The 22,613-nt window shown below is 67.3% G+C and carries 19 protein-coding genes and 1 riboswitch; of the genes, 15 read left to right on the forward strand and 4 right to left on the reverse strand.

The features are described 5' to 3' along the window. Positions 1–75: 75 nt before the first annotated feature. Together DNK89_RS14490 and DNK89_RS14495 are read left to right on the forward strand one after the other, a co-directional pair. Entirely contained in the window at positions 76–567 is a 492-nt protein-coding gene (locus tag DNK89_RS14490) for a Crp/Fnr family transcriptional regulator (RefSeq protein ID WP_043565827.1), read from the forward strand. A 111-nt stretch (positions 568–678) separates the two neighbouring features. Then, complete coding sequence (locus DNK89_RS14495) at positions 679–1,644, forward strand: hypothetical protein (protein ID WP_110960666.1); 966 nt, start codon at positions 679–681, stop codon at positions 1,642–1,644. Positions 1,645–1,713: 69 nt separating this feature from the next. Here the strand turns inward: DNK89_RS14495 and DNK89_RS14500 are convergent, their stop codons facing one another. Continuing rightward, complete coding sequence (locus DNK89_RS14500) at positions 1,714–2,268, reverse strand: adenine phosphoribosyltransferase (RefSeq protein ID WP_110960667.1); 555 nt, start codon at positions 2,266–2,268, stop codon at positions 1,714–1,716. Positions 2,269–2,492: 224 nt separating this feature from the next. On the opposite strand from DNK89_RS14500, the gene DNK89_RS14505 reads away from it, so the two are divergent. Then, positions 2,493–5,546: an EAL domain-containing protein gene (locus tag DNK89_RS14505; RefSeq protein WP_110960668.1), complete on the forward strand. Its 3,054-nt coding sequence runs from the start codon at positions 2,493–2,495 to the stop codon at positions 5,544–5,546. Between the two features lie 114 nt (positions 5,547–5,660). On the opposite strand, the gene DNK89_RS14510 is transcribed toward DNK89_RS14505, so the two are convergent. After that, positions 5,661–7,646: a monovalent cation:proton antiporter family protein gene (locus DNK89_RS14510; protein ID WP_110960669.1), complete on the reverse strand. Its 1,986-nt coding sequence runs from the start codon at positions 7,644–7,646 to the stop codon at positions 5,661–5,663. A 210-nt stretch (positions 7,647–7,856) separates the two neighbouring features. Between DNK89_RS14510 and DNK89_RS14515 the strand changes: the two genes are divergently transcribed. The 4 genes from DNK89_RS14515 to DNK89_RS14530 are packed head-to-tail and all read left to right on the forward strand — an operon-like array spanning position 7,857 to position 10,871. Beyond that, complete coding sequence (locus DNK89_RS14515) at positions 7,857–8,858, forward strand: SIS domain-containing protein (protein WP_110960670.1); 1,002 nt, start codon at positions 7,857–7,859, stop codon at positions 8,856–8,858. Between the two features lie 2 nt (positions 8,859–8,860). Further along, entirely contained in the window at positions 8,861–9,430 is a 570-nt protein-coding gene (locus DNK89_RS14520) for an HAD family hydrolase (RefSeq protein ID WP_110960671.1), read from the forward strand. Next, positions 9,427–10,047, forward strand: coding sequence for an LPS export ABC transporter periplasmic protein LptC (lptC, locus tag DNK89_RS14525; protein ID WP_110960672.1), 621 nt, complete (start codon positions 9,427–9,429; stop codon positions 10,045–10,047). The genes DNK89_RS14520 and lptC overlap by 4 nt, the downstream gene beginning before the upstream one ends. Before the next feature lie 41 nt (positions 10,048–10,088). Beyond that, complete coding sequence (locus DNK89_RS14530; RefSeq protein WP_203422280.1) at positions 10,089–10,871, forward strand: SDR family oxidoreductase; 783 nt, start codon at positions 10,089–10,091, stop codon at positions 10,869–10,871. A 118-nt stretch (positions 10,872–10,989) separates the two neighbouring features. On the opposite strand, the gene DNK89_RS14535 is transcribed toward DNK89_RS14530, so the two are convergent. After that, positions 10,990–11,538, reverse strand: a complete 549-nt coding sequence (locus tag DNK89_RS14535) for an RNA-binding protein (RefSeq protein ID WP_110960674.1) — start codon at positions 11,536–11,538, stop codon at positions 10,990–10,992. Between the two features lie 271 nt (positions 11,539–11,809). After that, positions 11,810–12,187: an RNA-binding protein gene (locus DNK89_RS14540; RefSeq protein WP_015016399.1), complete on the reverse strand. Its 378-nt coding sequence runs from the start codon at positions 12,185–12,187 to the stop codon at positions 11,810–11,812. Positions 12,188–12,432: 245 nt separating this feature from the next. Beyond that, positions 12,433–12,618: riboswitch (yybP-ykoY riboswitch) on the forward strand. A 16-nt stretch (positions 12,619–12,634) separates the two neighbouring features. Here DNK89_RS14540 and DNK89_RS14545 point away from each other — a divergent pair. The 8 genes from DNK89_RS14545 to DNK89_RS14580 all read left to right on the forward strand — a co-directional run bounded on the left by DNK89_RS14545 (position 12,635) and on the right by DNK89_RS14580 (position 22,555). Beyond that, positions 12,635–13,201, forward strand: a complete 567-nt coding sequence (locus tag DNK89_RS14545) for a TMEM165/GDT1 family protein (RefSeq protein ID WP_060986052.1) — start codon at positions 12,635–12,637, stop codon at positions 13,199–13,201. Between the two features lie 244 nt (positions 13,202–13,445). Further along, on the forward strand, positions 13,446–14,576 hold the full coding sequence (locus DNK89_RS14550; protein WP_110960675.1) for a homoserine O-acetyltransferase: 1,131 nt from the start codon (positions 13,446–13,448) through the stop codon (positions 14,574–14,576). After that, positions 14,573–15,157 (forward strand): methionine biosynthesis protein MetW, encoded by a 585-nt coding sequence (gene metW / locus DNK89_RS14555; protein ID WP_015016396.1) that lies wholly within the window; start codon positions 14,573–14,575, stop codon positions 15,155–15,157. The genes DNK89_RS14550 and metW overlap by 4 nt, the downstream gene beginning before the upstream one ends. Before the next feature lie 83 nt (positions 15,158–15,240). Further along, positions 15,241–16,374 (forward strand): glycerophosphodiester phosphodiesterase, encoded by a 1,134-nt coding sequence (locus DNK89_RS14560; protein ID WP_110960676.1) that lies wholly within the window; start codon positions 15,241–15,243, stop codon positions 16,372–16,374. A 236-nt stretch (positions 16,375–16,610) separates the two neighbouring features. Further along, the gene (locus DNK89_RS14565) at positions 16,611–17,444 is read left to right on the forward strand and encodes a hydroxypyruvate isomerase family protein (RefSeq protein ID WP_110960677.1); all 834 of its coding nucleotides are present in this window, start codon (positions 16,611–16,613) and stop codon (positions 17,442–17,444) included. A 159-nt stretch (positions 17,445–17,603) separates the two neighbouring features. Continuing rightward, on the forward strand, positions 17,604–19,667 hold the full coding sequence (locus tag DNK89_RS14570) for a methyl-accepting chemotaxis protein (RefSeq protein ID WP_110960678.1): 2,064 nt from the start codon (positions 17,604–17,606) through the stop codon (positions 19,665–19,667). 99 nt (positions 19,668–19,766) lie between these two features. After that, the gene (locus DNK89_RS14575) at positions 19,767–20,993 is read left to right on the forward strand and encodes a GGDEF domain-containing protein (protein WP_110960679.1); all 1,227 of its coding nucleotides are present in this window, start codon (positions 19,767–19,769) and stop codon (positions 20,991–20,993) included. Positions 20,994–21,064: 71 nt separating this feature from the next. Continuing rightward, complete coding sequence (locus DNK89_RS14580) at positions 21,065–22,555, forward strand: M20 family metallopeptidase (protein WP_110960680.1); 1,491 nt, start codon at positions 21,065–21,067, stop codon at positions 22,553–22,555. Positions 22,556–22,613 lie beyond the last annotated feature (58 nt).

A 22,613-nucleotide genomic window follows, 5' to 3' on the forward strand; every position in this document is an offset into this window, starting at 1 on the left:
TTGGTCGCCCTATCTTGTAAACGGACGTAAACAGCGCTTGTGTCCGATCTGTAACAGGGTTACTTTCGGCGGACCATGAATGTTCCGATGCCCGTTGCCTCCAAGGTGGACCTCAAAGGTCTGATCGACGCCATTGCCCAGACCACGGCGGAGGACAGCATGACCAACCCGCTGACGGCCGCCCAGTGGGAGGTGCTGTCGTCCTATTTGCTGCCGGTGGTGCTGCCCGCCGGCCAGGTGCTCTTCAGCCAAGGCGCCACGGACCGCACCCTGTACCTGGTCGAAAGCGGCAGCCTGAGCGTGCACTACCAGGACGAAAAAGAACGCCTGCGCCTGGCGATTGTGGGCGCTGGCTCTGTGGTCGGCGAAGGCGCTTTCTTCTCACACCGCGCACGCAGCGCCACCGTGCAGGCCAGCGCGCCCTGCAAGCTGTGGAGCCTCACGGCCATCCGCTTCACCGAGCTGACCAACCGCCAGCCCGCCATTGCCCTGGGTTTGGCCATGGCTGCAGGGGCTGTGCTGGCCAAGCGCCTGGGCAACCGCCGCCGCCGCGTTGCGGCCACCTGACAGGCGGGCCCTGTCGGGGGTTTTCCTCGGGCTTCTTCCGCCTTCTGCGGGGGGATGGCGCGTTACACTCGATTTGGATTTTGTCCAGGCACCATCCGAAGAAAGCAAGCCATGTCCCTGTTCAGTTGGTTCAGCCGCAAACCCGCTCCCGCCAAGCCCCGCGCAGCGGCCGAGCCCTCCGGCCTGTTCAACGCCGACGCCACCGTGCCCCTGCAACCCGGGCGCCAGGGCAAGCCACTCGTGGAACCCCAGCCGCCCGAGCACGCCGCCAACCGCAAGAATGAGCGCATGGAGCGCCGGGAGCTGCTCTACACGGTGGTGCGCGATGCCATGGTGCGCGCGGGCGTCCTGTCGGCCAGCTACAAATTCAAGGTGCTGTCGCTCGACCAGCGCGGCCGCCAGTTTCTGGTGATGATGGACCTGGCCCGCGAATACGGCGGCGAGACGGTGCGCCTGAGCGAGATCGAGGCCCTCATCGCCCAGACCGCTAAAACCCGCTACGACATCCTGGTGACGGCCGTGTACTGGCGCATCAACGACCATGTGGCGGTGGGTATTCCGCAAAAGGGCGTGGCGCCCCAGGGCGCAGCGCTGCCACTGCAAGCGGCTTCCACAGTGGTGCGCCGCCCGCCTGTTGCAGCAACGGCCCCGGCACCCCTGACCCCATCGCCCGCCCCCCTGGCAGGTGCACGCCCCGCTATGGCTGCACCCGCACCGGTGGCTCCAACCCCTTTGACGCCAGCAGCGGCCCCGCTGGCTGCGCGCCGCCCGCTCGGCGCGGTGTCGGCCCCCGCGCCCCTCGTGTCTGCACCCGCACCGCTGGCCGCAGCGCGGCAGCCCTCTTCTGCCCGCTTTGAACCCATCGAGGCCGACGAGGTGGCCGCGTTCAAGCGCGCGCTAGCCAACGCCGCAGGGTCGTCAGCGGCCACGGCTGCGGCCGCCAAGCCAGGAGTGCCCGTGCGTTCCGGTCCGCTGCTGCCCCCGTCCCAGCCCACGGGTTTTGAAGACACCGAAATGCCCGGTGCCGACAGTCCCGCCCCCGACCTCAGCAGCACGCAGTACGGCGAACTCAACTGAGCCAAAGGTCACCAAGGGTCATGTGTTGCACGCCCTGAGCGGGCCGTGCACCCATGCCAAGGCTCCGGGTCAGTGTCCTGCAAAGTCCACCAGGGTGTACAGCGGCAGGCCCGCATCGCGCAGGCGCTGTGATCCACCCAACTCGGGCAAATCGACAATCGCGGCGCCTTCGGTGACGGTGGCCCCCAGTTTTTCCAGCAGTTTTTTGCCGGCCATCATGGTGCCGCCGGTGGCGATGAGGTCATCGATCAGCAGCACGCGGTCGCCGGCCTTCACGGCGTCGGTGTGCAGTTCCACCGTGGCGCTGCCGTACTCCAGTTCATAGGTCTCCTCCACCGTGGTGAAGGGCAGCTTGCCTTTCTTGCGGATGGGCACAAAACCCACATTCAGCTCATAGGCCACCACAGCGCCCAGGATGAAGCCTCGCGCGTCCAGGCCTGCCACCACGTCGGGGCGCAGCCCCTTGTCCATGTAGCGGTGCACAAACGCGTCGATCAGCACACGGAACACTTTCGGGTCCTGCAGCAGTGGCGTGATGTCGCGGAACTGCACGCCGGGCGCGGGCCAGTCAGGGACGGTGCGGATGTGCTGGCGAAGGTACTGGTTGACGCTGAGGGGCTGCATGGCGGGTGTGGGAGTGATGACGGTGAGGCGGCCCGGACGGGGGCCAATGCCTGTGCGCGCGACAGGCGCTGGCCGGTGGCGCAGCGCTCGGAAAGTGCGAGAGTGTAAACAGCCCGGCCGTTCCCGCGCGTGCCTGCACCAGACGCCATAATGTGTTTCACTGGCGTTACAAACTGCGCGCCGCCTGTGGCGGGCGGTGCCCCAACCCCCACGACGATCGGCCCATGCCCATCTCCGTCTTGCTGATCGAGAGTGATCACCCCCACGCACAGGCCGTGGCGGGGGCACTGGCCGACCCCTGGTCGGGCTGGCGCGTGGACGTGGTGGAGTCCATCACCGAGGCGCGCGAGCATCTGCTGCGCCACCGGCCCGATATCGTGCTGGCGGCGCAGCGCACCATGGACGGCTCGGCCTTTGACCTGCTGCAGCTGCTCGACGGCGTTCCGGCCATCATCATCGTGCGCATGGGGGCGGAGACCCACGCGGCGCAGGCCATGCGCCACGGCTTTGACGACTTCACCGTGCAGGACCCGGCGCTGGACTACCTGCTCACCCTGCCCGCACAGATCGAAGCCGTGCTGGAGCGCAGCTCCAGCGCCCGTGCCCGCCGCGCGGCCGAGGCCATGCTGGCGCGCCAGCACCGGCTGCTGCAGGCCATCTCGCGGGCCCAGGGCATGTTCATTGCCAGCTCTGGCCCCCGGGCGGCGTTCGAGGCGCTGCTGGGCGAGTTGATGACGCTGACCCAGAGCGCGTTCGGCCTGGTGGGCCAGGTGCAGCGGGCCGATGACGGGCACCCCTACCTGCGTGTGCACGCGATGACCGACATCAGCTGGGACGAGGCCTCGCGCCAGCGCTATGCCCAGCATGCCGAGGACGGCATGGTGTTCGACAACCTGCATTCGCTGGTGGGCGCGGCCCTGGTGTCGGGCGAGCCCGTGATCAGCAACGATGCCAAACACGACCCCCGCAGCGCGGGCACGCCGCCCGGCCACCCCACGCTGCGCACCTACCTGGGCCTGCCCATCCACGCTGCGGGCGAGCTGGTGGCCATGGTGGGCCTGGCCAACCGCAGCAGCGGGTACTCCAACGCCGACGTGCAGTTTCTGCAGCCCCTGCTGAGCACGATCGGCCAGCTGGAGACCGCCCGCCGCGCCGAGCTGGCCCGCAGCCATGTGGAGGCCGAACTGGCCCGCACCAGCGCCCTGCTGGCCGAGAAGACCCGCGCCCTTGAAGGCACGCTGGACAACATCTCCCAGGGCATCACCAACGTGGACGCAGAGGGGCGCATCCGCGTCTACAACCAGCGCTACCTGGAGCTGCTGGACCTGCCCGAGAGTCTGCTGGCCCAGCAGCCGCTGGTGGAAGAGGTGGTGCGCTTTCAGACCGAGCGGGGTGACTTCGGTCCCAATTTCCAGCTCATCGAGCCCATGGCGCGCAACTATGTGGCCTCGGAGTACGCGGCCCATGGCAACCAGATGCCTTTGCCCGACAGCTACGTGCGGCGCACGCCCAAGGGCCGCTACATCGAGGTGCGCACCCGCGCCCTGGAGCCCGGCGGGCGCGTGCGCACATTCACCGATGTCACCGACTACCTGAGCACGCTGGAGGCCCTGCGCCAGAGCGAGGCGCGCTGGCGCAGCCTGACGGACCTGTCGTCCGACTGGTACTGGGAGCAGGACGACCAGTTCCGCTTTGTGCGGCTGGACGGCAACCCGTACCACACGGAGGGGGTGCCCGACGAGATGCACTACGGCCTGACCCGCTGGGAGCTGCCCGACACCTTCGTCACCGAGGGGCAGTGGCGCGAACACCGCGAACAGCTGGAGGCGCACCAGGTCTTTCATGACTTCGAGATGCAGCGCCTGTCCCAGGACGGCAAACCCGTATGGGTGTCGATCAGCGGCGAGCCCATCTTTGACGAAGAGGGGCGCTTCACCGGCTACCGGGGCGTGGCGCGGGACATCACCGAGCGCAAGCTGGCCGAGGCCGAGATCCAGCGCCTGGCGTTCTATGACGAACTCACCGGCCTGCCCAACCGCCGCCTGCTGATGGACCGGCTGGAGCGCGCGGTGGCTACCACCCAGCGCGAGGGCCGCCACGGTGCACTGCTGTTCCTGGACCTGGACAACTTCAAGGGCATCAACGACACCATGGGCCACGAATGGGGCGACCGCCTGCTGGTGCAGGTGGCCGCGCGCATCGGGGCCTGCGTGCGGGCCACCGACACCGTGGCGCGGCTGGGTGGCGACGAGTTTGTGGTCGTGGTGCAAGGTCTCCACAGCCAGGAGGTCGAAGCCGCCGCCGAGGCCGAGGCCGTGGGGCAGAAGGTGCTGGTGGCACTGAACCAGCCCTATGTGGTGGACGGCTGCGACATGCACAGCACGCCCAGCATTGGCATCGCGCTGTTCCAGGACGCGCAGCAGCCGGTGCAGGAGCTGCTCAAGCGCGCCGACCTGGCCATGTACCAGGCCAAGGCGCAGGGGCGCAACACCCTGTGCTTTTTTGACCCCGCCATGCAGGCCGCTGCGTCGGCGCGTTCGGCACTGGAGGGCGACATCCGCCAGGGCCTGGCGCGCAACGAGTTTCTGTTGCACTACCAGCCGGTGGTGGACGCCACCGGCCACCTGCTGGGAGCCGAGGCGCTGGTGCGCTGGCAACACCCGCAGCGCGGCATGGTCTCGCCCGCCGACTTCATCCCGCTGGCCGAGCAGACCGGGCTCATCCTGCCCCTGGGCCGGCAGGTGCTGGCCCTGGCCTGCCGCCAGCTGGCCAAGTGGGCCACCGCCCCGGCGACGGCTGCGTGGACGCTGGCCGTCAACGTGAGTGCGCAGGAGTTCCGCCAGCCCGATTTTGTGGAGCAGGTGCTGGCCGCGCTGCGCGATGCGGCCGCCAACCCGCGCCTGCTCAAGCTTGAACTGACCGAAAGCCTGCTGCTCCACGACGTGGAGGACAGCATCCTCAAGATGCAGGCGCTGCGCACGCTGGGGGTGGGCTTTTCGCTGGACGACTTTGGCACGGGCTATTCATCGCTCAGCTACCTCAAGCGCCTGCCGCTGGACCAGCTCAAGATCGACCAGAGCTTTGTGCGCGACGTGCTCACCGACCCCAACGACGCCACCATCGCCTGCACCATCATCACGCTGGCCCGCAGCCTGGGCTTGGACGTGGTGGCTGAGGGCGTGGAAACCGAAGGGCAGCGCAGCTTCCTGCTGCGCAACGGCTGCCGCCAGTTCCAGGGCTACCTGTTCGGGCGGCCTGGGCCTGCAGAGCTGTTGTAGTTTGCTATTAAATGTGTAGCTGTCAGCGCATATTGCACTAGCGCTACAGGCCGATTTCATTCAAATTTTGTGCCCAACCACCCGCTGAGCTGCCAGCGGCGGGCCCTGGGCCGGTCAGCCTTTCAGCAGCTTGTCTTCCGCCAGCGCCAGCGCGGCCGGATGGCCCGACAGCACCAGCGTGTCACCTTCGGCCAGCAAGGCCTCGTCCACCGCCGCGCTCACATGGCCATTGCCGCGCCGCAGGTTGACCACGCGCACACCCATGGCCGGCAGGGCCAGCTGGCCCAGGCTGCGACCGAGGGCCGTGGAGCCGGGGGGCAGGTTGATGGTGGACAGGCGCTCCTGGTCGCGCTCGTTCACCGTGTCGTCGTCCGCGCCGTGGAAGTAGCCGCGCAGCAGGTTGTAGCGCGCGTCGCGCTGGTCCTGCACCAGCCGCAGCACGCGGCGCATGGGCACACCCACCAGGGCCAGGGCGTGGCTGGCGAGCATGAGCGAGCCCTCGATGGCCTCGGGCACCACCTCGGTCGCGCCGGCCTCCTGCAGCTTGTCCAGGTACAGGTCGTCCTGCGTGCGCACCACCACCGGCACCTGCGGCGCGTGCGACCGGGCATTGGCCAGCACCTTCAGCGCGGCGGGCACGTCGATATAGGTCACGGCCACGGCGCTGGCACGCACCAGGCCGGCGGCCATCAGCGCCTGCAGACGGGTCGCGTCGCCATACACCACCGAATCACCGGCCGCCGCCGCCTGGCGCACGCGGTCCGGGTCCAGGTCCAGCGCCATGTAGGGGATGCCCTCGTGCTCCAGCATGCGCGCCAGGTTCTGTCCGCAGCGGCCGTAGCCGCAGATGATCACGTGCTTGCTGGTGTTGATGGATTTGCGCGCAATCGATGTCATCTGCAGCGACTGCTGCAGCCAGTCGCTGGCCACCAGCTTCATCACGATGCGGTTGCTGTACATGATGAGGAACGGCGTGGCGAGCATCGAGAGCACCATGGCCGCGAGGATGGGGTTCATCAGCGCCGGTTGCACCAGCCCGTTGCTTTGCGTGAGCGACAGCAGCACAAAGCCGAACTCGCCGGCCTGCGCCAGGTACAGCCCGGTGCGCAGAGCCACGCCGGTGGTCGCACCCATGCCCCGCGCCAGCACCAGGATGATCCCCAGCTTGAGCACCAGCGGCACGGTGAGCAGCATCAGCACCAGCGCCCAGCGGTCCACCAGGATGTGCCAGTCCAGCATCATCCCGATGGTGATGAAGAACAGGCCCAGCAGCACGTCGTGAAAGGGCCGGATGTCCGTGCCCACCTGGTGGCGGTATTCCGTCTCGGACACCAGCACGCCCGCAATGAAGGCACCCAGGGCCAGGCTCAGGCCTGCCAACTCGGTCAGCCAGGCCAGGCCCAGCGTGATCAGCAGCAGGTTCAGCATGAACAGCTCGTCGCTCTTGCGCCGCGCGACCAGCGTGAGCCACCAGCGCATCAGCCGCTGGCCGCCGGTGAGCAGCAGGCCCACCAGCACCGTGGCCTTGATCAGCGCCCAGCCCAGCGAGGTGAGCAGCTGGTCGGGCGACGACCCGAGTGCAGGAATCAGCACCAGCAGCGGCACCACGGCCAGGTCCTGGAAAAGCAGGATGCCCATCACGCGCCGGCCGTGTTCGCTCTCCAGCTCGGCCCGCTCGGCCATGAGCTTGACCACAATCGCCGTGCTGCTCATGGCCATCACGCCCGACAGCGCCAGCGCCGTCTGCCAGCCCATGTCCCACACCCCGCCTGCCCAGCGCGACAGCACCAGCGCCAGGCCAGACACCACGGCCATCGTCAGCACCACCTGCATCAGCCCCAGGCCAAACACCTGCTTGCGCATGGCGCGCAGCTTGGGCAGGCTGAACTCCAGCCCGATCGCGAACATCAGGAACACCACCCCGAACTCGCCCAGGTGGCGCACGCCTTCGGAGTTCTGCGCCAGCGCCAGCGCATGCGGCCCGATGAGCACCCCGGCCGCCAGGTAGCCCAGCATGGGCGGCAGCTTGAGGCTGCGACAGGTCACCACGCCCAGCACCGCGGCCAGCAGGTAAAGCAGTGTGAGGGCGAGAGAAGACATGGGTTCGATGCTATCCGAGGCTTGAGTTGTGTAACACAGGATTCAAGCAAGCCATTGCCGGGGCTGCAGGCCGCTGCTGCGCGGCCGTGCGCGCAGGTCTCGCAGCCTGGTGGGCGGGGCAAAGGCTTTGCGGGCTGGATGCACGGACCGTGCCAGTGGACTTGGGAGGTTGCACGGACCGGCCCACATGCCGGTCGATAGAATCCATGCATGACTCCCGCCCCCGCCGCGCTGCCCCCTTTTGACGCTGATCAGGCCCTGCGCCTGGCCCGCGAGACCTTCCACATCGAGGTGGAAGCCTTGAATGGCCTGGCGGCCCGCGTGGATGGTGTGTTTGCCCAGGCGGTGCAGATGGTGCTGCAGGCCCGGGGCCGTGTGGTGGTCATGGGCATGGGCAAAAGCGGCCACGTGGGCCGCAAGATTGCCGCCACGCTGGCTTCCACCGGCACCCCCGCGTTTTTTGTCCATCCCGCCGAAGCCAGCCATGGCGACTTGGGCATGGTCACCAGCGACGACCTGGTGCTGGCCATCTCCAACAGTGGCGAAAGCGGCGAACTCACAGCCATCCTGCCCGTGCTGCGGCGTCTGGGCGCGCCCATGATTGCCATGACGGGCGGTCTGCAGTCCACCCTAGCGCGCTACGCGGACCTGGTGCTCGACTGCAGCGTGGCGCGCGAAGCCTGCCCGCTCAACCTGGCCCCCACCGCCAGCACCACGGCCCAGCTGGCCATGGGCGACGCGCTGGCCGTAGCCCTGCTGGACGCCCGGGGCTTCCGCCCCGAAGACTTTGCCCGCTCGCACCCCGGCGGTGCGCTGGGCCGCAAGCTGCTCACCCATGTGAGCGACGTGATGCGCTCGGGCTCCGAGGTGCCGCGCGTGGCGCCCGATGCTTCGTTCAGCGACCTCATGCGCGAGATGAGCGCCAAGGGCCTGGGCGCCTCGGCCATCGTCGATGCAGCAGGGCAGGTGCTGGGCATCTTCACCGACGGCGACCTGCGCCGCCGCATCGAGGCCGGGGCAGACCTGCGGTCCACCACCGCCGCCCAGGTCATGCACGCCAACCCGCGCCGCATTGCCCCCGACGCCCTGGCCGTGGACGCCGCCGAAATGATGGAAGCCCACGCCATCACCAGCGTGCTGGTGGTGGACGCAGCGGGCGTGCTGGTGGGCGTGGTGCACATCGGCGACCTGATGCGGGCGAAGGTGATCTGACGATGGCGCTGTCCCCGCAGACCTCTCCCTCTCCTGCCCTGCAGATCGACCCCGAGCTGCTGCTGCGTGCCCAGGGCGTGCGCGTGGCCTTTTTTGACGTGGACGGTGTGCTCACTGACGGTGGCCTGTACTTCAGCGAAACGGGCGAAACCATCAAGCGCTTCAACACCCTGGACGGCCACGGCCTCAAGCTGCTGCAAAAGGCAGGCATCACCCCCGCCGTGATCACCGGTCGCGACTCTGCCCCGCTGCGCGTGCGCCTGAAGGCCCTGGGTGTGGAGCACGCCGTGTTCGGCACCGAAGACAAGCGCCCCGCCGCTGAGCAGATGCTGGCCACCCTGGGCCTGACCTGGGCGCAGGCCGCAGCCATGGGTGACGACTGGCCCGACCTGCCCGTCATGCGCCGCAGCGCCTTTGCCTGCGCGCCCGCCAACGCCCAGACCGAGGTGCGCCACGCGGCCCACTTCGTCACCCAGGCGCGCGGGGGCGACGGTGCAGCGCGTGAGCTGTGCGATCTGCTGCTGGTGGCCACGGGCCGCTATGCGGCACTGCTGGCGGACTACACCGCATGATCCGCGTGATCCGCCGGGGCTGGGACCAGCTCTCGATCTACCTGCCCGTGGTGCTGATGGGCCTGCTGGCGCTGGGCACCTGGTGGCTGGTGCGCAACGCGCCCATGCCGCAGTTGCCCGCCATTGACCGGCCCGTGAAGCACCAGCCGGACTATTTCATGAAGTCTTTTTCGGTAAAAACGTTCGATGCCACAGGCCGCCTGCAAAGTGAGGTGCAGGGCGACGAGGCACGCCACTATCCCGACACCGACACGCTGGAGATCGATCAGGTCCGCATGCGTTCGGTCAGCCTCGATGGCCGGGTCACCGTGGCCACGGCCAACCGGGCCCTGAGCAACGCCGATGGCTCCGAAGTGCAGTTGTTCGGCAACGCCATCGTCAAGCGTGAACCGCTGCCCGCCAAGCCCGGGGCGGCAGCGCAGCCCCCCATGGAGTTCCGTGGTGAGTTTCTGCATGCCTTCACCAACACCGAGCGGGTGCGCTCTGATCAGCCGGTCACGCTCACCCGTGGCAACGACCGCTTCACCGCCGACAGCATGGATTACGACAACCTCGACCAGGTGCTGCAGCTGCGCGGGCGCGTGCGCGGCATGATCCTGCCGGGCACCACGCGGTAGCCTCCACCTATCCTGCCTAGCCGCCCACTGTCGGAATGCACATGACCACTCCCCTTGTCTTCATCACCGGCGCATCCAGTGGCATCGGCCAAGCGCTGGCCCAGCGCTACCACCAAGCGGGGTTTCGCCTGGCTCTGGTGGCGCGGCGCACTTTCGAAGTCAAAACATGGGCAAGTGCTCAAGGAATAAGCCCTGAAAGCTATGAAATTTATAGTGCCGATGTGTCGGTGACTGACAGCATCGTCGCTGCGGGGCGTGACTGCATCGCACGCCAGGGGGTGCCGGATGTGGTGATTGCCAACGCGGGCATCAGCGTGGGCATGGACACGGCCGTGCTGAGCGACATCGACGTCATGGCCCGCACCTTTGCCACCAACAACATCGGCATGGCGGCCACCTTCCAGCCGTTTGTGGATGCCATGGTGCAGCGCGGCAGCGGCACCCTGGTGGGCATTGGCAGCGTGGCCGGTATCCGCGGCCTGCCGGGCCATGGCGCGTATTGCGCCAGCAAGGCGGCGGTCATCAGCTATTGCGAAAGCCTGCGCGGTGAATTGCGCCCCCATGGCGTGCGCGTGGTGACGGTGTCGCCGGGCTACATCGACACCCCCCTCACGCAGCAGAATCGCTACAGCATGCCGTTTTTGATGCAGCCTGCCGATTTTGCCGACCGGGCGTTTCGCACCATTCAGGCGGGCGTGAGCTACCGGGTCATCCCCTGGCAAATGGGCGTGGTCGCCAAGCTGCTGCGCATGCTGCCGAACCCATTGTTTGACAAAGTGCTGGCGGGCCGCCCACGCAAGCGCCGCCAGAGCGAAATGCAGTAGGGGCGGGATTGCACAAGGCGCTCCAAAGCGCCGGGGGCGATGGAGATTGCTATCTCGACGTGCAGCTGCCATGAAAAAGGGCCCTGAAGGGCCCTTGTGACACAAAAACGGGTGTGGTTCAGTAGCCGCCGTTGCCGCCGCCACCGTAGCCACCACCGCCACCATTGCGACCGCCGCCTCCGCCGTTGCGCGAACCCGAACCGTAGGGGCTGCGGAAGCCCCCTTCGCTGCGGCCACCGCCGCCGTAGCCGCCGCCACCGTCACGGCCACCGCCGTAACCACCGCCACCGCCCTCGCGGCCACCACCATAGCCACCGCCGCCGCCTTCACGGCCGCCGCCGTAGCCACCACCACTGCGGCCACCACCGCCGTAGCCGCCGCCACCGCCGCCAAAACCACCACTGCGGGGTGGGCGTGGCTCCATAGGACGGGCTTCGTTGACCACAATGCTGCGGCCGCCGAGGGGCTGGCCGTTCATGCCGTTGATGGCAGCCTGGGCTTCTGCGTCGCTGCCCATCTCCACAAAACCGAAGCCTTTGGAGCGACCCGTGTCGCGCTCCATCATGACCTTGGCGCTGGTCACGGCACCGAACTGGCCAAAGGCCTGTTCCAGATCACCGTCGCGCACCGAGTAAGGCAGGTTGCCGACGTACAGTTTGTTGCCCATCGAGGGACTCCTCAAAAACACATGGATAAAGCGATGGAGTCCCCAAAACGCAGCCAGCTAATCTCAATGACGCTCTCAGCGCGAAACTGACGGATCACCGCAAACTTGAAACGCAGGCAAAGCCCGCAAGCCATTATGCGCCACACTTTTACGGAAAAAGCAAGGGGCTTTGCGTGCTGTGGCGCCCATGCTGCGCCAGAACGCAAAAAGGAGCCCGAAGGCTCCTTTTCATGCCGTCAGCAGACCCTGGGGGAATGCTGATGAGGACTTATTAGTAGCTGTTACGGCCACCGCCGTAACCACCACCGCCGCCACCACCGTAGCCGCCGCCGCTACGGCCACCGCCGTAACCGCCGCCGCCATTGCCACCACCGAAGCCACCACTACGGGGAGCACGGGGTTCCATCGGACGGGCTTCGTTGACCACCAGGTCACGGCCGCCGTAGTTTTGGCCATGCACGCCTTGGATGGCGGCTTGGGCTTCAGCATCGCTACCCATTTCGACGAAGCCGAAACCCTTGGAGCGGCCGGTGTCACGTTCCATCATGACCTTGGCGCTGCCAACCGAGCCGTACTGACTGAAGGTCTGCTGCAGATCTTCGTCGCGGAAAGAGTAGGGCAGGTTGCCCACGTAAAGTTTGTTGCCCATGAAGGACTCCTGAAAAAACACAAAAACGCGATGGAGCCCGACGCAATCAACAAACCTGTGACGACTTCAAAGACGCGAAACTGACCATTCACCGCTAAGCTAACTGCCTTTCTGCGAACAGAAAAGCGAAACCATTATTAATCACTTTATGGAGCCCGTGGGGGTTTATTTCTGGGTAAATGGGCCCAAAACACCGGGCAAGCGTGGTTTTTCGGTGAATTTCAGGGCAAACCATAGGGTAAAATCCGCCTGTCTTTGGGGAGTAGCCCGCCCGGCCGCGCAATGCGCCGGGGGCATGCGTCAACACACTTGGGTTCTTGGAAACCTATGGCGTATGCGGCTTTTGAGCTGGGCGAGACCATTGACTGCAAACCGATCCACATGGCCGGAGTCGGGGTGCAGTCAATGCGTTTTCCACCCATCCGGCCGGATAGGACCCCATCCCCCATGGAAGCCTTCTTCATTTCCACCGCCATCGTCGCGCTTGCCGAGATGGGCGACAAGACCCAGTTGCTCGCGCTCGTACTGGCAGCCCGTTTTCGTAAACCCTGGCCCATCGTGCTGGGCATTCTGGTCGCCACACTGGTCAACCACGGCCTGGCTGGCGCTGTCGGCGCGTGGGTGACCACCTTCCTCGGCCCGCAGGTACTGCGCTGGATTCTGGGCGCCTCGTTCATCGCCATGGCGATCTGGATGCTGATCCCCGACAAGCTGGACGAAGGCGAAGCCGACGGCTCCCCGCGCTGGGGCGTGTTCGGCACCACGGTGGTCGCGTTCTTCCTGGCCGAGATGGGCGACAAGACCCAGATCGCCACCGTCATGCTGGCCGCCAAATACAACGCCTATCTGTGGGTGGTGGCGGGCACCACGCTGGGCATGATGCTGGCCAATGCGCCGGTGGTCTGGCTGGGCGAGCGCATCACGCGCAAGGTGCCCATCCGCGCGGTGCATCTGGTGTCTGCCGCGATCTTTCTGGTGCTCGGCCTGCTGGCCATTTTTTCGTCGGCAGCCTGATCTGAACCGATCAACGGGCTGGGCGACGCGGCGCTGCTTTGGTATATTTGCCAGACGCGCCGATTTGCCACAGCTTGCGGGCGCTTTATAAATTCTGCTAAAGACCCGTCCGACACACCTGCCCGGCCTCGTTTTTAGCGACGCCGGGTATTTTTTTGCCGAGGTTTGCCCTCGGCGACAGCGGCTCCCCAGGGGGCTGCGGCGATTGCAAGCGGTGGAACGTGAGGGCTTACCCGTTCCAACTATGTCGTTCATCGCCACACCCCAGTCCATGCATTTCCCGGAGGTGCTCCCGCTGCAAAGCGGCGCGTCGATCCGCGACTACCACCTGGCCTACGAAACCTACGGCACGCTCAATGCCGACCGCTCCAATGCCGTGCTTGTGTGCCATGCCCTCAACGCCTCGCACCACGTGGCCGGCGTGTACGCGGGGCAGGACAAGAGCGAAGGCTGGTGGGACAACATGATCGGCCCCGGCAAGCCGGTGGACACCGACCGCTTCTTCGTCATCGGCGTGAACAACCTCGGCTCCTGCTTCGGCTCGACCGGCCCCATGCACCCGCACCCGGACACGGGCGAGGTCTACGGCGCGGACTTTCCGGTGGTCACGGTGGAGGACTGGGTCAACGCCCAGGCCCGCCTGCTCGATCGTCTGGGCATCACGCAACTCGCTGCTGTGCTGGGCGGCAGCCTGGGCGGCATGCAGGCGCTCAGCTGGACGCTGCAGTACCCCGAGCGCATGCGCCACGCCGTGGTCGTGGCCAGCGCGCCCAACCTGACGGCCGAGAACATTGCCTTCAACGAGGTCGCCCGCCGCGCCATCGTGACCGACCCGGACTTCCACGGCGGCCACTTCTACCGCCACGGTGTGATCCCCAAGCGAGGCCTGCGCATCGCGCGGATGATCGGCCACATCACGTACCTCAGCGACGACGTGATGAACGAGAAATTCGGCCGACAGCTGCGCGAGGGCATTGACCTGAAGTACAGCACGCAGGACATCGAATTCCAGATCGAAAGCTATCTGCGCTACCAGGGCGACAAGTTCAGCGACTACTTCGACGCCAACACCTACCTGCTGATCACCCGCGCGCTGGACTACTTCGACCCCGCCCGCGCGCACGCCGGCAACCTCACGCGCGCCCTGGCCCGTGCCACGGCGAAGTTCCTGCTGGTGAGCTTCACCACCGACTGGCGCTTCTCGCCCCAGCGCAGCCGCGAGATTGTCAAGGCCCTGCTCGACAACCGCCGCAGCGTGAGCTACGCCGAGATCGACGCACCGCACGGGCATGATGCCTTTTTGCTGGATGACGCCCGCTACATGGGCGTGATGCGCTCTTACTTCGATAGCATTGCCAAGGAGTTGCAAGCATGACGGACAAAGCGGCAATGCAAGCCCTGGCGCGCCTGGTGCCCCCCGGCTCGCGCGTGCTCGACCTGGGCTGTGGCAACGGCGCCATGCTCGACTACCTGCAGCGCGAGCGCGGCTGCAGCGGCTACGGCGTGGAGATCGACGACGCCAATGTGCTGGCCTGCGTGCAGCGCGGGGTGGATGTGATCCAGCTCAACCTCGACGAGGGGCTGGCCATGTTCGACGACAACAGCTTTGACGTGGTGCTGCAGATCGACACGCTGCAGCATTTGCGCAATGCCGAAACCATGCTGCGCGAGACAGCGCGTGTGGGCCGCACCGGTGTGGTGGCCTTCCCCAACTTTGCGCACTGGCCCAACCGCCTGTCCATCCTGCGTGGGCGCATGCCCGTGACGCGGCGCCTGCCCTACCAGTGGTACGACACGCCCAACATCCGCGTGGGCACTTACAAGGACTTTGAAGTGCTGGCCACCAAGAACAGCCTGCGCATCCTCGACTCCTTTGGGCTGCAGGATGGGCAGGAGGTGCGCTGGCTGCCCAACGCCCGCGCGGGCACGGCCGTCTTCCACTTCGAGCACGCATAGCCCTTGTGGGTGCGTGCGCCCTGGCGACACGTTGCTGTCAACCGCATCGGCTAAGGTGCAGACTCCGTTTGTAGGAGACCCGCATGAAACGCATTGCACTGCGCGCCGTGACTGCCGCCGCGCTGCTCACCACCTGGGCGCTGGGCGCCGTGGCCCAGGCCTGGCCGCCCACCCCCACCGTGATTGCCCACCGGGGCGCTTCGGCCCTGCGGCCCGAGCACACGCTGGCCGCGTACCAAAAGGCCATTGACGACGGCGCTGACATCATCGAGCCCGACCTGGTGATCACCAAGGACGGCGTGCTGGTGGCCCGGCACGAGAACGCGATCGCCATCCTGAACGCCGACGGCTCGGTGAAGGAAGCCACCACCGACGTGGTGGACCGCCCCGAGTTCGCAGGCCGCAAAACCACCAAGACCATCGACGGCCAGGCCATCACCGGCTGGTTTACCGAGGACTTCACGCTGGCCGAGCTGAAAACCCTGCGTGCCCGCGAGCGCATCCCCGCGCAGCGCCCGGCCAACGTGGCCTACAACGGCCAGTTCGAGGTGCCCACCTTGCAGGAAGTCATTGACCTGGCCAAGGCCCAAAGCGCGAAGACGGGCAGGACCATCGGCATCTACCCCGAGACCAAACACCCTACCTACTTCCAGTCCATCGGCCTGCCGCTGGAGGCACCGCTGCTGGCCGCGCTGGAGAAGAACGGCTGGAACCACAAGGACGCGCCCGTGTTCGTGCAGTCGTTCGAGGTCAGCAACCTGCAGGCGATTCGTAAGCTCAGCAGCGTGCGCCTGGTGCAGCTGGTGGCGCCCTCGGGCCGGCCCTATGACTTTGTGGCCCAGGGCGCGGCCAACACGCGCGGCTATGCCGACCTGATCACGCCCGAGGGCCTGAAGCAGGTGGCCACCTACGCCAACGCCATCGGCCCGTTCAAGACGCTGGTGGTGCCGGTGAAGGACGGCGTGCCCGGCGAGCCCACGCCCCTGGTTGCGCAGGCCCACGCCGTCGGGCTGGCCGTGCACATCTGGACACTGCGGCCCGAAAACGCCTTCCTGCCCGCCGGGCTGAAGAAGGCGCCCACCACCGATGGCACCGTGCGCGGCGACAGCGTGGCCGAGATCACGGCCTACCTGCGTGCGGGCATCGACGGCTTCTTCACCGACGACTCGGCGGTAGGCCGTGCAGCCGTGTTGGCGGCGGGAAGCCGGGCCAAGTAGACAGAGGTGGTGGCGCCGCGCGGGGCGCTGAAGCCCGCGCTGGCTCCCTCCCACCTGTGCCGCGCATCTCATCGCATCGCATCATTTTCACTACTGTTTTGATAGCTGCTCGGGCATGATCGATTAGCGCTACCGGCCTGTAGGGTATTGAATCTGCCACCAACAGGCCCCGCGCGGCGGCCCGCAGGCTGCGGCGCGATAAGCTGGCAGGGTTTCGACTGCTGCCCCGTTGCCCCATGCCCCAGTTCGCCGCCCACCTGAGCCTGATGTACCCCGAGCTGCCCTTGCTCGACCGTTTTGCGGCGGCAGCGCGCGACGGCTTTCGGGCGGTGGAGCTGCACTTTCCCTACGCTGTCGACCCCCGCGAGATCGCTGCCCGGCTGCAGGACAACGGCCTGCAGCTGGTGCTGTTCAATGCCCCCGCAGCCGGGTTCGCGCCCGCCGACATGGCCCACGCCTGGGACCAGGGCGCACGCGGCCTGGCCGCGCAGCCGGGGCGGGAGGCGGAGTTTCGCGCCGGCGTGCTGGAGGCCCTGCGGTATGCCGAACGGCTGGGCTGCCCCCGCATCAATGTGCTGTGCGGCACCGTTCCGCCCGGCGTGGAGCGCGAATCGCTCAAGGCCCTGTGCGTGGACAACCTGCGCTGGGCGGCAGACCAGGCGGGCCGCGCCGGGTGCGACATCCTCATCGAACCCACCAACCTGCGCGATGTGCCGCGTTATTTTCTAAACCGGCAGGACCACGCGCACGAGCTGCTCGACGCGGCCCAGGTGCCGCACCTGAAGGTGCTGATGGACCTGTACCACTGCCAGCTGGTGGAGGGTGACCTGCACGGCAAGCTGCAGCGCTACCTGCCCACGGGCCGCGTGGCCCACATCCAGGCGGCGGGTGTGCCCGCGCGCAATGAGCCCGACCGGGGCGAGCTGCACTACCCGTTCCTGTTCGACACCCTCGACGCCCTGGGCTACACGGGCTGGGTGGGCTGCGAATACAGCCCGTCGGCAGGGACATCGCAGGGGCTTGGCTGGCGGGACTTGGCCCTGCGCAACGGCCCCCAGCACCCGGCCTAAATCGTTTCGCGGGCCGACTCCAGTACGCGCGAATGCGTAAGGGAATGCGTGAATAAATGTAACAAGGTGCTGGGCTTAGAGTGAAAGCAGACCGGCCCAGTCGGCTTTTGCATTCCTTGGCGCATTGCCTTGCGCATCCCAATTCAGGAGACACCCCGCATGCCCGCATCCCTTGCCAACAACCGATCCGTCGCGCGCCAGGTCACGTTGACCGCCATTGCGCTGGTGGCCCTGGTGCTGGTGCTGGTGGGGCTGGCGATTGCCGTGCTGACCGAGCGCAGCACCCGCGCGCAGGTGGTGGCCAGCGTGGGGGATACAGCGCAGAGCGTGGCGCAGTCGCTGGACGCGGCCGACAACACCAACCGCGAGCTGGTGCAGCTGACCATGAAGGGCTTCCAGCGCTACTTCGAGGCCACCATGCAGCTTGACGAAGCCTCGGGCGAGCTGCGCAGCTACGGCGCGCTGGTGAACGAGGACTACGGCTCGGTCGACAAATTCGCCAGCGAGACCGGCGGCATTGCCACGGTGTTCGCCAAGAAGGGCGATGACTTTGTGCGCATCACCACCTCGGTCAAGAACGACAAGGGCGAGCGCCAGATGGGCACGCCGCTCGGCCGCACCGATCCGGCCTACGCTACGGTGTCCAAGGGCGAGCCCTACACCGGCGTCACGGTGGTGAACGGCAAGCCCTTCATGGGCCACTATCTGCCCGCCAAGGACGCCTCGGGCAAGGTCATTGCGCTGCTGTTCATCGGCAACGACATCAGCGTGTTCCACGCCATGCTGCAAAAGCAGGTAGCGCAGACGAAGTTCTTCGAGCACGGCGGCACCTATGTGATCAACCCCGGCACCTCGCTGGACCAGGCCGTGTTTGTGTACCACCCCACAGCGCGCGGCAAGCGCGTGCTGGAGGCCTATCCGCAGGCGCGCCCCTTCTTTGAAGCGCTGGCCGCATCGCAGGACGGCTTTGTGCGCGAGGCAGCAGACGTGCTGGGCACCAGCGCCGAGAACCCCTGGGCGCTGGTGCGCAAGACCGGTGGCGGCTGGTGGGTGGTGGCCGAGGTGGCCGATGGCGAGGCCATGGCCAGCCAGCGTCGCGTCACGCTGGCTGTGTGGGGCCTGATGGCCGTGGCCGTGGTGCTGCTGGCCATCGGCCTGTTCGTCATGCTGCGCCGGGGGGTGAGCCGCCCGCTGCAGGACCTGACCCAGGCCATCACGCTGGTCGCGCAGGGCGACCTCACCGAGGCCTTCCACACCACCCGGCGCGACGAGATCGGAGCGCTGGTGCAGGAGGTGGAGGGCATGCGCCAGCGCTACACGCAGATGCTGCAGCAGGTGCGCAATGCCGTGGACAGCATCACCACCGCCAGCGCCGAGATCGCCAGCGGCAACCAGGACCTGTCGGCCCGCACCGAGGCCACGGCCAGCAGCCTGGCGCAGACCGCACAGAGCATGGAGCACCTGACCTCCACCGTGCGCCAGTCGGCCGACGCCGCCCGCCAGGCTAACCAGCTGGCCAGCACCGCTGCCGAAGTGGCCGCGCGCGGCGGCCAGGTGGTGGGCGAGGTGGTCACCACCATGGGCGACATCAACCAGAGCTCGCGCAAGATCGCCGACATCATCGGCGTGATCGACTCCATCGCGTTTCAGACCAACATCCTGGCGCTCAACGCGGCCGTGGAAGCTGCGCGTGCGGGCGAACAAGGCCGGGGTTTTGCCGTGGTGGCCAGCGAGGTGCGCAACCTCGCCGGGCGCAGCGCCGAGGCCGCGCGCGAGATCAAGGCGCTGATTGGTGCGTCCGTAGAGCGGGTGGAATCGGGCGCGCGCCTGGTGCAGAACGCGGGCAGCACCATGGACGAGATCGTGGGCTCGGTCAAACGGGTAGGCGACATCATTGGCGAGATCACGGCCGCATCGACCGAGCAGTCCGACGGCATCGGTCAGGTCAACACCGCCGTCAACCAGCTCGACCAGATGACGCAACAGAACGCTGCGCTCGTGGAGCAGTCGGCCGCCGCCGCCCAGAGCCTGCGCGAGCAGGCCACCCGCCTGGCGGGCGCGGTGCAGGTGTTCAAGCTCTCGCGCGGCGATGGCGCAGCCACCCAGGGCGGCCTGGGCTACGCCCCCCGCACGGCCCTGGCCGCGCCCATGGCGCAGACCGGCGACGGCGAAGGGCAGCACGCGCCCGGCAGCGGCGCCCGGGCGCCCGCCCAGCTGCAATAGGGCGCACCACCGGAGCGGGTGGTCATCCGGTGGTTTGCGGCCTGTAATCCTTGGTTTATGCTGGCCTGATTCCTTTCATACCCCCGCCCAACTGCATCCATGGCCGCCCACGTCCCCACCATGCTGGCAATGATCATTGCCAGCTCCCTCATGATGGCTGCCTCCATGGCCGTGGTGGGGTGGGGCCGGCGGCGCGACGGCCTGGGCCGCTGGGCGGCGGCCCTGCTGGTCAATGCCATCGGCCACCTGCTGATCATGCTGCGCGGCCTGATCCCCGACCTGTTGTCCATCGTGGTGGGTAACCTGATGTTGTCCAGTGTGTTCGTGGGGATGATTGCGGCGGTCTACCAGTTCCAGGGGCGGCCTGTGCGCTGGGCCCTGCTGCTGGCACCGCCGTTGCTAGTGCTGGTCTTTGTCTCGGTGTTCATCGACAACTTTCCGGCGCGGGTGAGTTTTGTGGGTCTGGTGATCGGGCTGCAGGCCGTGTGGGCGCTGCTGGCGGCGCTGTCGCACCGGCACGCCACCGTGGGGCGCGGGCAGTGGCTGCTGGTGGCGGGCCTGTCGCTGGAGGCCGTGGTGCTGGGGGGGCGTGCGCTGGTGGCCATCAGCACCCATTCCGAGGCCACCAACATCCTGCAGGGCAGTGGGCTGCAGACGCTGACTTTTCTGGCCACCTTCTCGGTGGTGCTCGTCAGCTCGGTGGGTTTTGTGTTCATGTCGCGCGACCGGGCCGACGAAAACAACCGCGTGCTGGCCGCGCTGGACCCGCTCACCGGCGTGGCCAACCGCCGCTCGCTGATCGCCGCGCTGGACCGGGACGTGGCCCGCGCCCAGCGCATGCGCGAGCCCATGGCGCTGATGATGGTGGACATCGACCATTTCAAGGACGTGAACGACCAGTACGGCCACCCGGCGGGTGACCGCGTGCTGTGCAGCGTGGTCAACGTGCTGCGCCAGCGCGTGCGTGCGCAGGATCTGGTGGGCCGCTACGGGGGCGAAGAGTTCATGGTGCTGCTGCCCGACACCGGCCTCACGGGGGCCGAACAGCTGGCGCGCGAGCTGTGCAAGGCAGTCGAGGAGTCCCGTTGCCCAGCCGATGGCGTGCCCGGCCCCGGCATTGCCGTCACGGTGAGCATTGGCGTGTTTGGCGGGCGGCTGGACTCAGGAGACAGCTGGGACATGCTGATTGCCGCGGCCGACCGCGCGCTGTACCAGGCCAAGAACAACGGCCGCAACCGCGTCGAGGTGGCTACGGGCTTGCGCCGCCCCAGCGCCCAGCTGGCGGCCCAGGCCAATCCCGAGACCTTGCCCGAGTCTCTGTATTGACCGATGGCGCCCGGCGGGGGGTTGTGTTGGAATGGCGGATTGATCACCTTCCGCCTTCAGGAGCCCCCACCATGAACGCCCGCGTGCCCTCCCAAGTCCTTCAGCCTGAGCTTGCCCTGCAGCGCGTCAGCCAGGCCTGGGACAGCGACATTGTTCGCCAGCTCACCGACTACATCGCCATCCCTGCCAAGTCCCCCACCTTCGCGGCCGACTGGGCCGAGCTGGGCCTGCTCGACACCGTGGTGCGCAACGCCGCCGCCTGGGTGGAGTCGCAAAAGGTCGAGGGCCTGACGCTCGAAATCGTGCGCCTGGAAGGCCGCACCCCGGTGCTGTTCTTCGAGATCGCTGCCACCCAGCCCAATGCCACCGACACCGTGCTCATGTACGGCCACCTGGACAAGCAACCCGAGTTCTCTGGCTGGCGCAGCGACCTGGGCCCCTGGACACCCAAGTACGAAGACGGCAAGCTCTACGGCCGGGGCGGCGCCGATGACGGCTACGCGGTCTACGCCAGCATCGCTGCCGTGCAGGAACTCAAGCGCCAGAACGTGCCGCACCCGCGCATCGTGGGCCTGATCGAGACCTGCGAAGAAAGTGGCTCGCGCGACCTGCTGCCCTACATCGACGCATTGAAGCCCCGCATGGGCAACGTGGCGCTGGTGGTGTGCCTAGACTCGGGCGCCGGCAACTACGACCAGCTGTGGCTCACCACCAGCCTGCGCGGCATGGCCAGCGGCACGCTCAAGGTCGAGATCCTCACCGAAGGCATCCACTCCGGCGATGCCTCGGGCCTGGTGCCCTCGTCGTTCCGCATCATGCGGCAGGTGCTGGACCGGCTGGAAGACAGCGCCACCGGCCGCCTGCTGCCCGCCAGTTTCCACTGCGAAGTGCCCGCCGACCGGCTGGCCCAGGCGCGCGCCACGGCGGCCATCCTGGGCGAAGAGGTGTACAAGCGCTTCCCCTGGGCGCACTACGACTGCGGCGGCTCCACCGTGTTCGCCCTGCCCACCACCACCGACCCGGTGCAGGCCCTGCTCAAGCGCACCTGGGAGCCCACGCTCAGCGTCACCGGTGCCGAGGGCTTCCCGGCGCTGCAGGACGCGGGCAATGTGCTGCGCCCCTACACCGCCTTCAAGCTCAGCCTGCGCCTGCCCCCGCTGGTGGACGCCGCCCAGGCCGTGCAGGACCTGAAGGCGCTGCTGGAAGACAACGCGCCCTACCAGGCCAAGGTCACCTTCCAGAGCGGCGGCGGCGCCACGGGCTGGAACGCACCGGCCACCACGCCCTGGTTTGAGCAGGCGCTCAACGAAGCCTCGCAGGCGCATTTTGGCGCGCCCTGCGGCTACATCGGCCAGGGCGGCACCATCCCGCTCATGAACATGCTGAGCGAAGGCTTTCCCACCGCGCAGATGATGGTCTGTGGCGTGTTGGGCCCCAAGAGCAACGCGCACGGTCCCAACGAGTTTCTGCACGTGCCTTATGCCAAGCGCCTCACTGCCTCCGTGGCACATGTGATGGCAGCCATGGCCCAGCAGGCGGCCGCAGCGGCCACGGCCCCCTGACAGCACAGGGCGCCACACCAGGCGCCCTGGGTGCTCTTCCTCACGCCTTCCATCACCG

Source organism: Acidovorax sp. ST3 (assembly GCF_003231145.1).
GTDB lineage: Bacteria > Pseudomonadota > Gammaproteobacteria > Burkholderiales > Burkholderiaceae_C > Acidovorax.

Bases quoted from the DNA above. Each gene is read 5' to 3' on its own strand.
- DNK89_RS14500 (WP_110960667.1), bottom strand. From the start codon at position 2,268: ATGCAGCCCCTCAGCGTCAACCAGTACCTTCGCCAGCACATCCGCACC.
- DNK89_RS14550 (WP_110960675.1), top strand. From the start codon at position 13,446: ATGTCGTTCATCGCCACACCCCAGTCCATGCATTTCCCGGAGGTGCTC.
- DNK89_RS14545 (WP_060986052.1), top strand. From the start codon at position 12,635: ATGGAAGCCTTCTTCATTTCCACCGCCATCGTCGCGCTTGCCGAGATG.
- DNK89_RS14505 (WP_110960668.1), top strand. From the start codon at position 2,493: ATGCCCATCTCCGTCTTGCTGATCGAGAGTGATCACCCCCACGCACAG.
- DNK89_RS14510 (WP_110960669.1), bottom strand. From the start codon at position 7,646: ATGTCTTCTCTCGCCCTCACACTGCTTTACCTGCTGGCCGCGGTGCTG.
- DNK89_RS14540 (WP_015016399.1), bottom strand. From the start codon at position 12,187: ATGGGCAACAAACTTTACGTGGGCAACCTGCCCTACTCTTTCCGCGAC.
- lptC (WP_110960672.1), top strand. From the start codon at position 9,427: ATGATCCGCGTGATCCGCCGGGGCTGGGACCAGCTCTCGATCTACCTG.
- DNK89_RS14560 (WP_110960676.1), top strand. From the start codon at position 15,241: ATGAAACGCATTGCACTGCGCGCCGTGACTGCCGCCGCGCTGCTCACC.
- DNK89_RS14515 (WP_110960670.1), top strand. From the start codon at position 7,857: ATGACTCCCGCCCCCGCCGCGCTGCCCCCTTTTGACGCTGATCAGGCC.
- DNK89_RS14520 (WP_110960671.1), top strand. From the start codon at position 8,861: ATGGCGCTGTCCCCGCAGACCTCTCCCTCTCCTGCCCTGCAGATCGAC.
- DNK89_RS14495 (WP_110960666.1), top strand. From the start codon at position 679: ATGTCCCTGTTCAGTTGGTTCAGCCGCAAACCCGCTCCCGCCAAGCCC.
- DNK89_RS14530 (WP_203422280.1), top strand. From the start codon at position 10,089: ATGACCACTCCCCTTGTCTTCATCACCGGCGCATCCAGTGGCATCGGC.
- DNK89_RS14565 (WP_110960677.1), top strand. From the start codon at position 16,611: ATGCCCCAGTTCGCCGCCCACCTGAGCCTGATGTACCCCGAGCTGCCC.
- DNK89_RS14575 (WP_110960679.1), top strand. From the start codon at position 19,767: ATGGCCGCCCACGTCCCCACCATGCTGGCAATGATCATTGCCAGCTCC.
- DNK89_RS14535 (WP_110960674.1), bottom strand. From the start codon at position 11,538: ATGGGCAACAAACTGTACGTCGGCAACCTGCCTTACTCGGTGCGCGAC.
- DNK89_RS14490 (WP_043565827.1), top strand. From the start codon at position 76: ATGAATGTTCCGATGCCCGTTGCCTCCAAGGTGGACCTCAAAGGTCTG.
- DNK89_RS14580 (WP_110960680.1), top strand. From the start codon at position 21,065: ATGAACGCCCGCGTGCCCTCCCAAGTCCTTCAGCCTGAGCTTGCCCTG.
- metW (WP_015016396.1), top strand. From the start codon at position 14,573: ATGACGGACAAAGCGGCAATGCAAGCCCTGGCGCGCCTGGTGCCCCCC.
- DNK89_RS14570 (WP_110960678.1), top strand. From the start codon at position 17,604: ATGCCCGCATCCCTTGCCAACAACCGATCCGTCGCGCGCCAGGTCACG.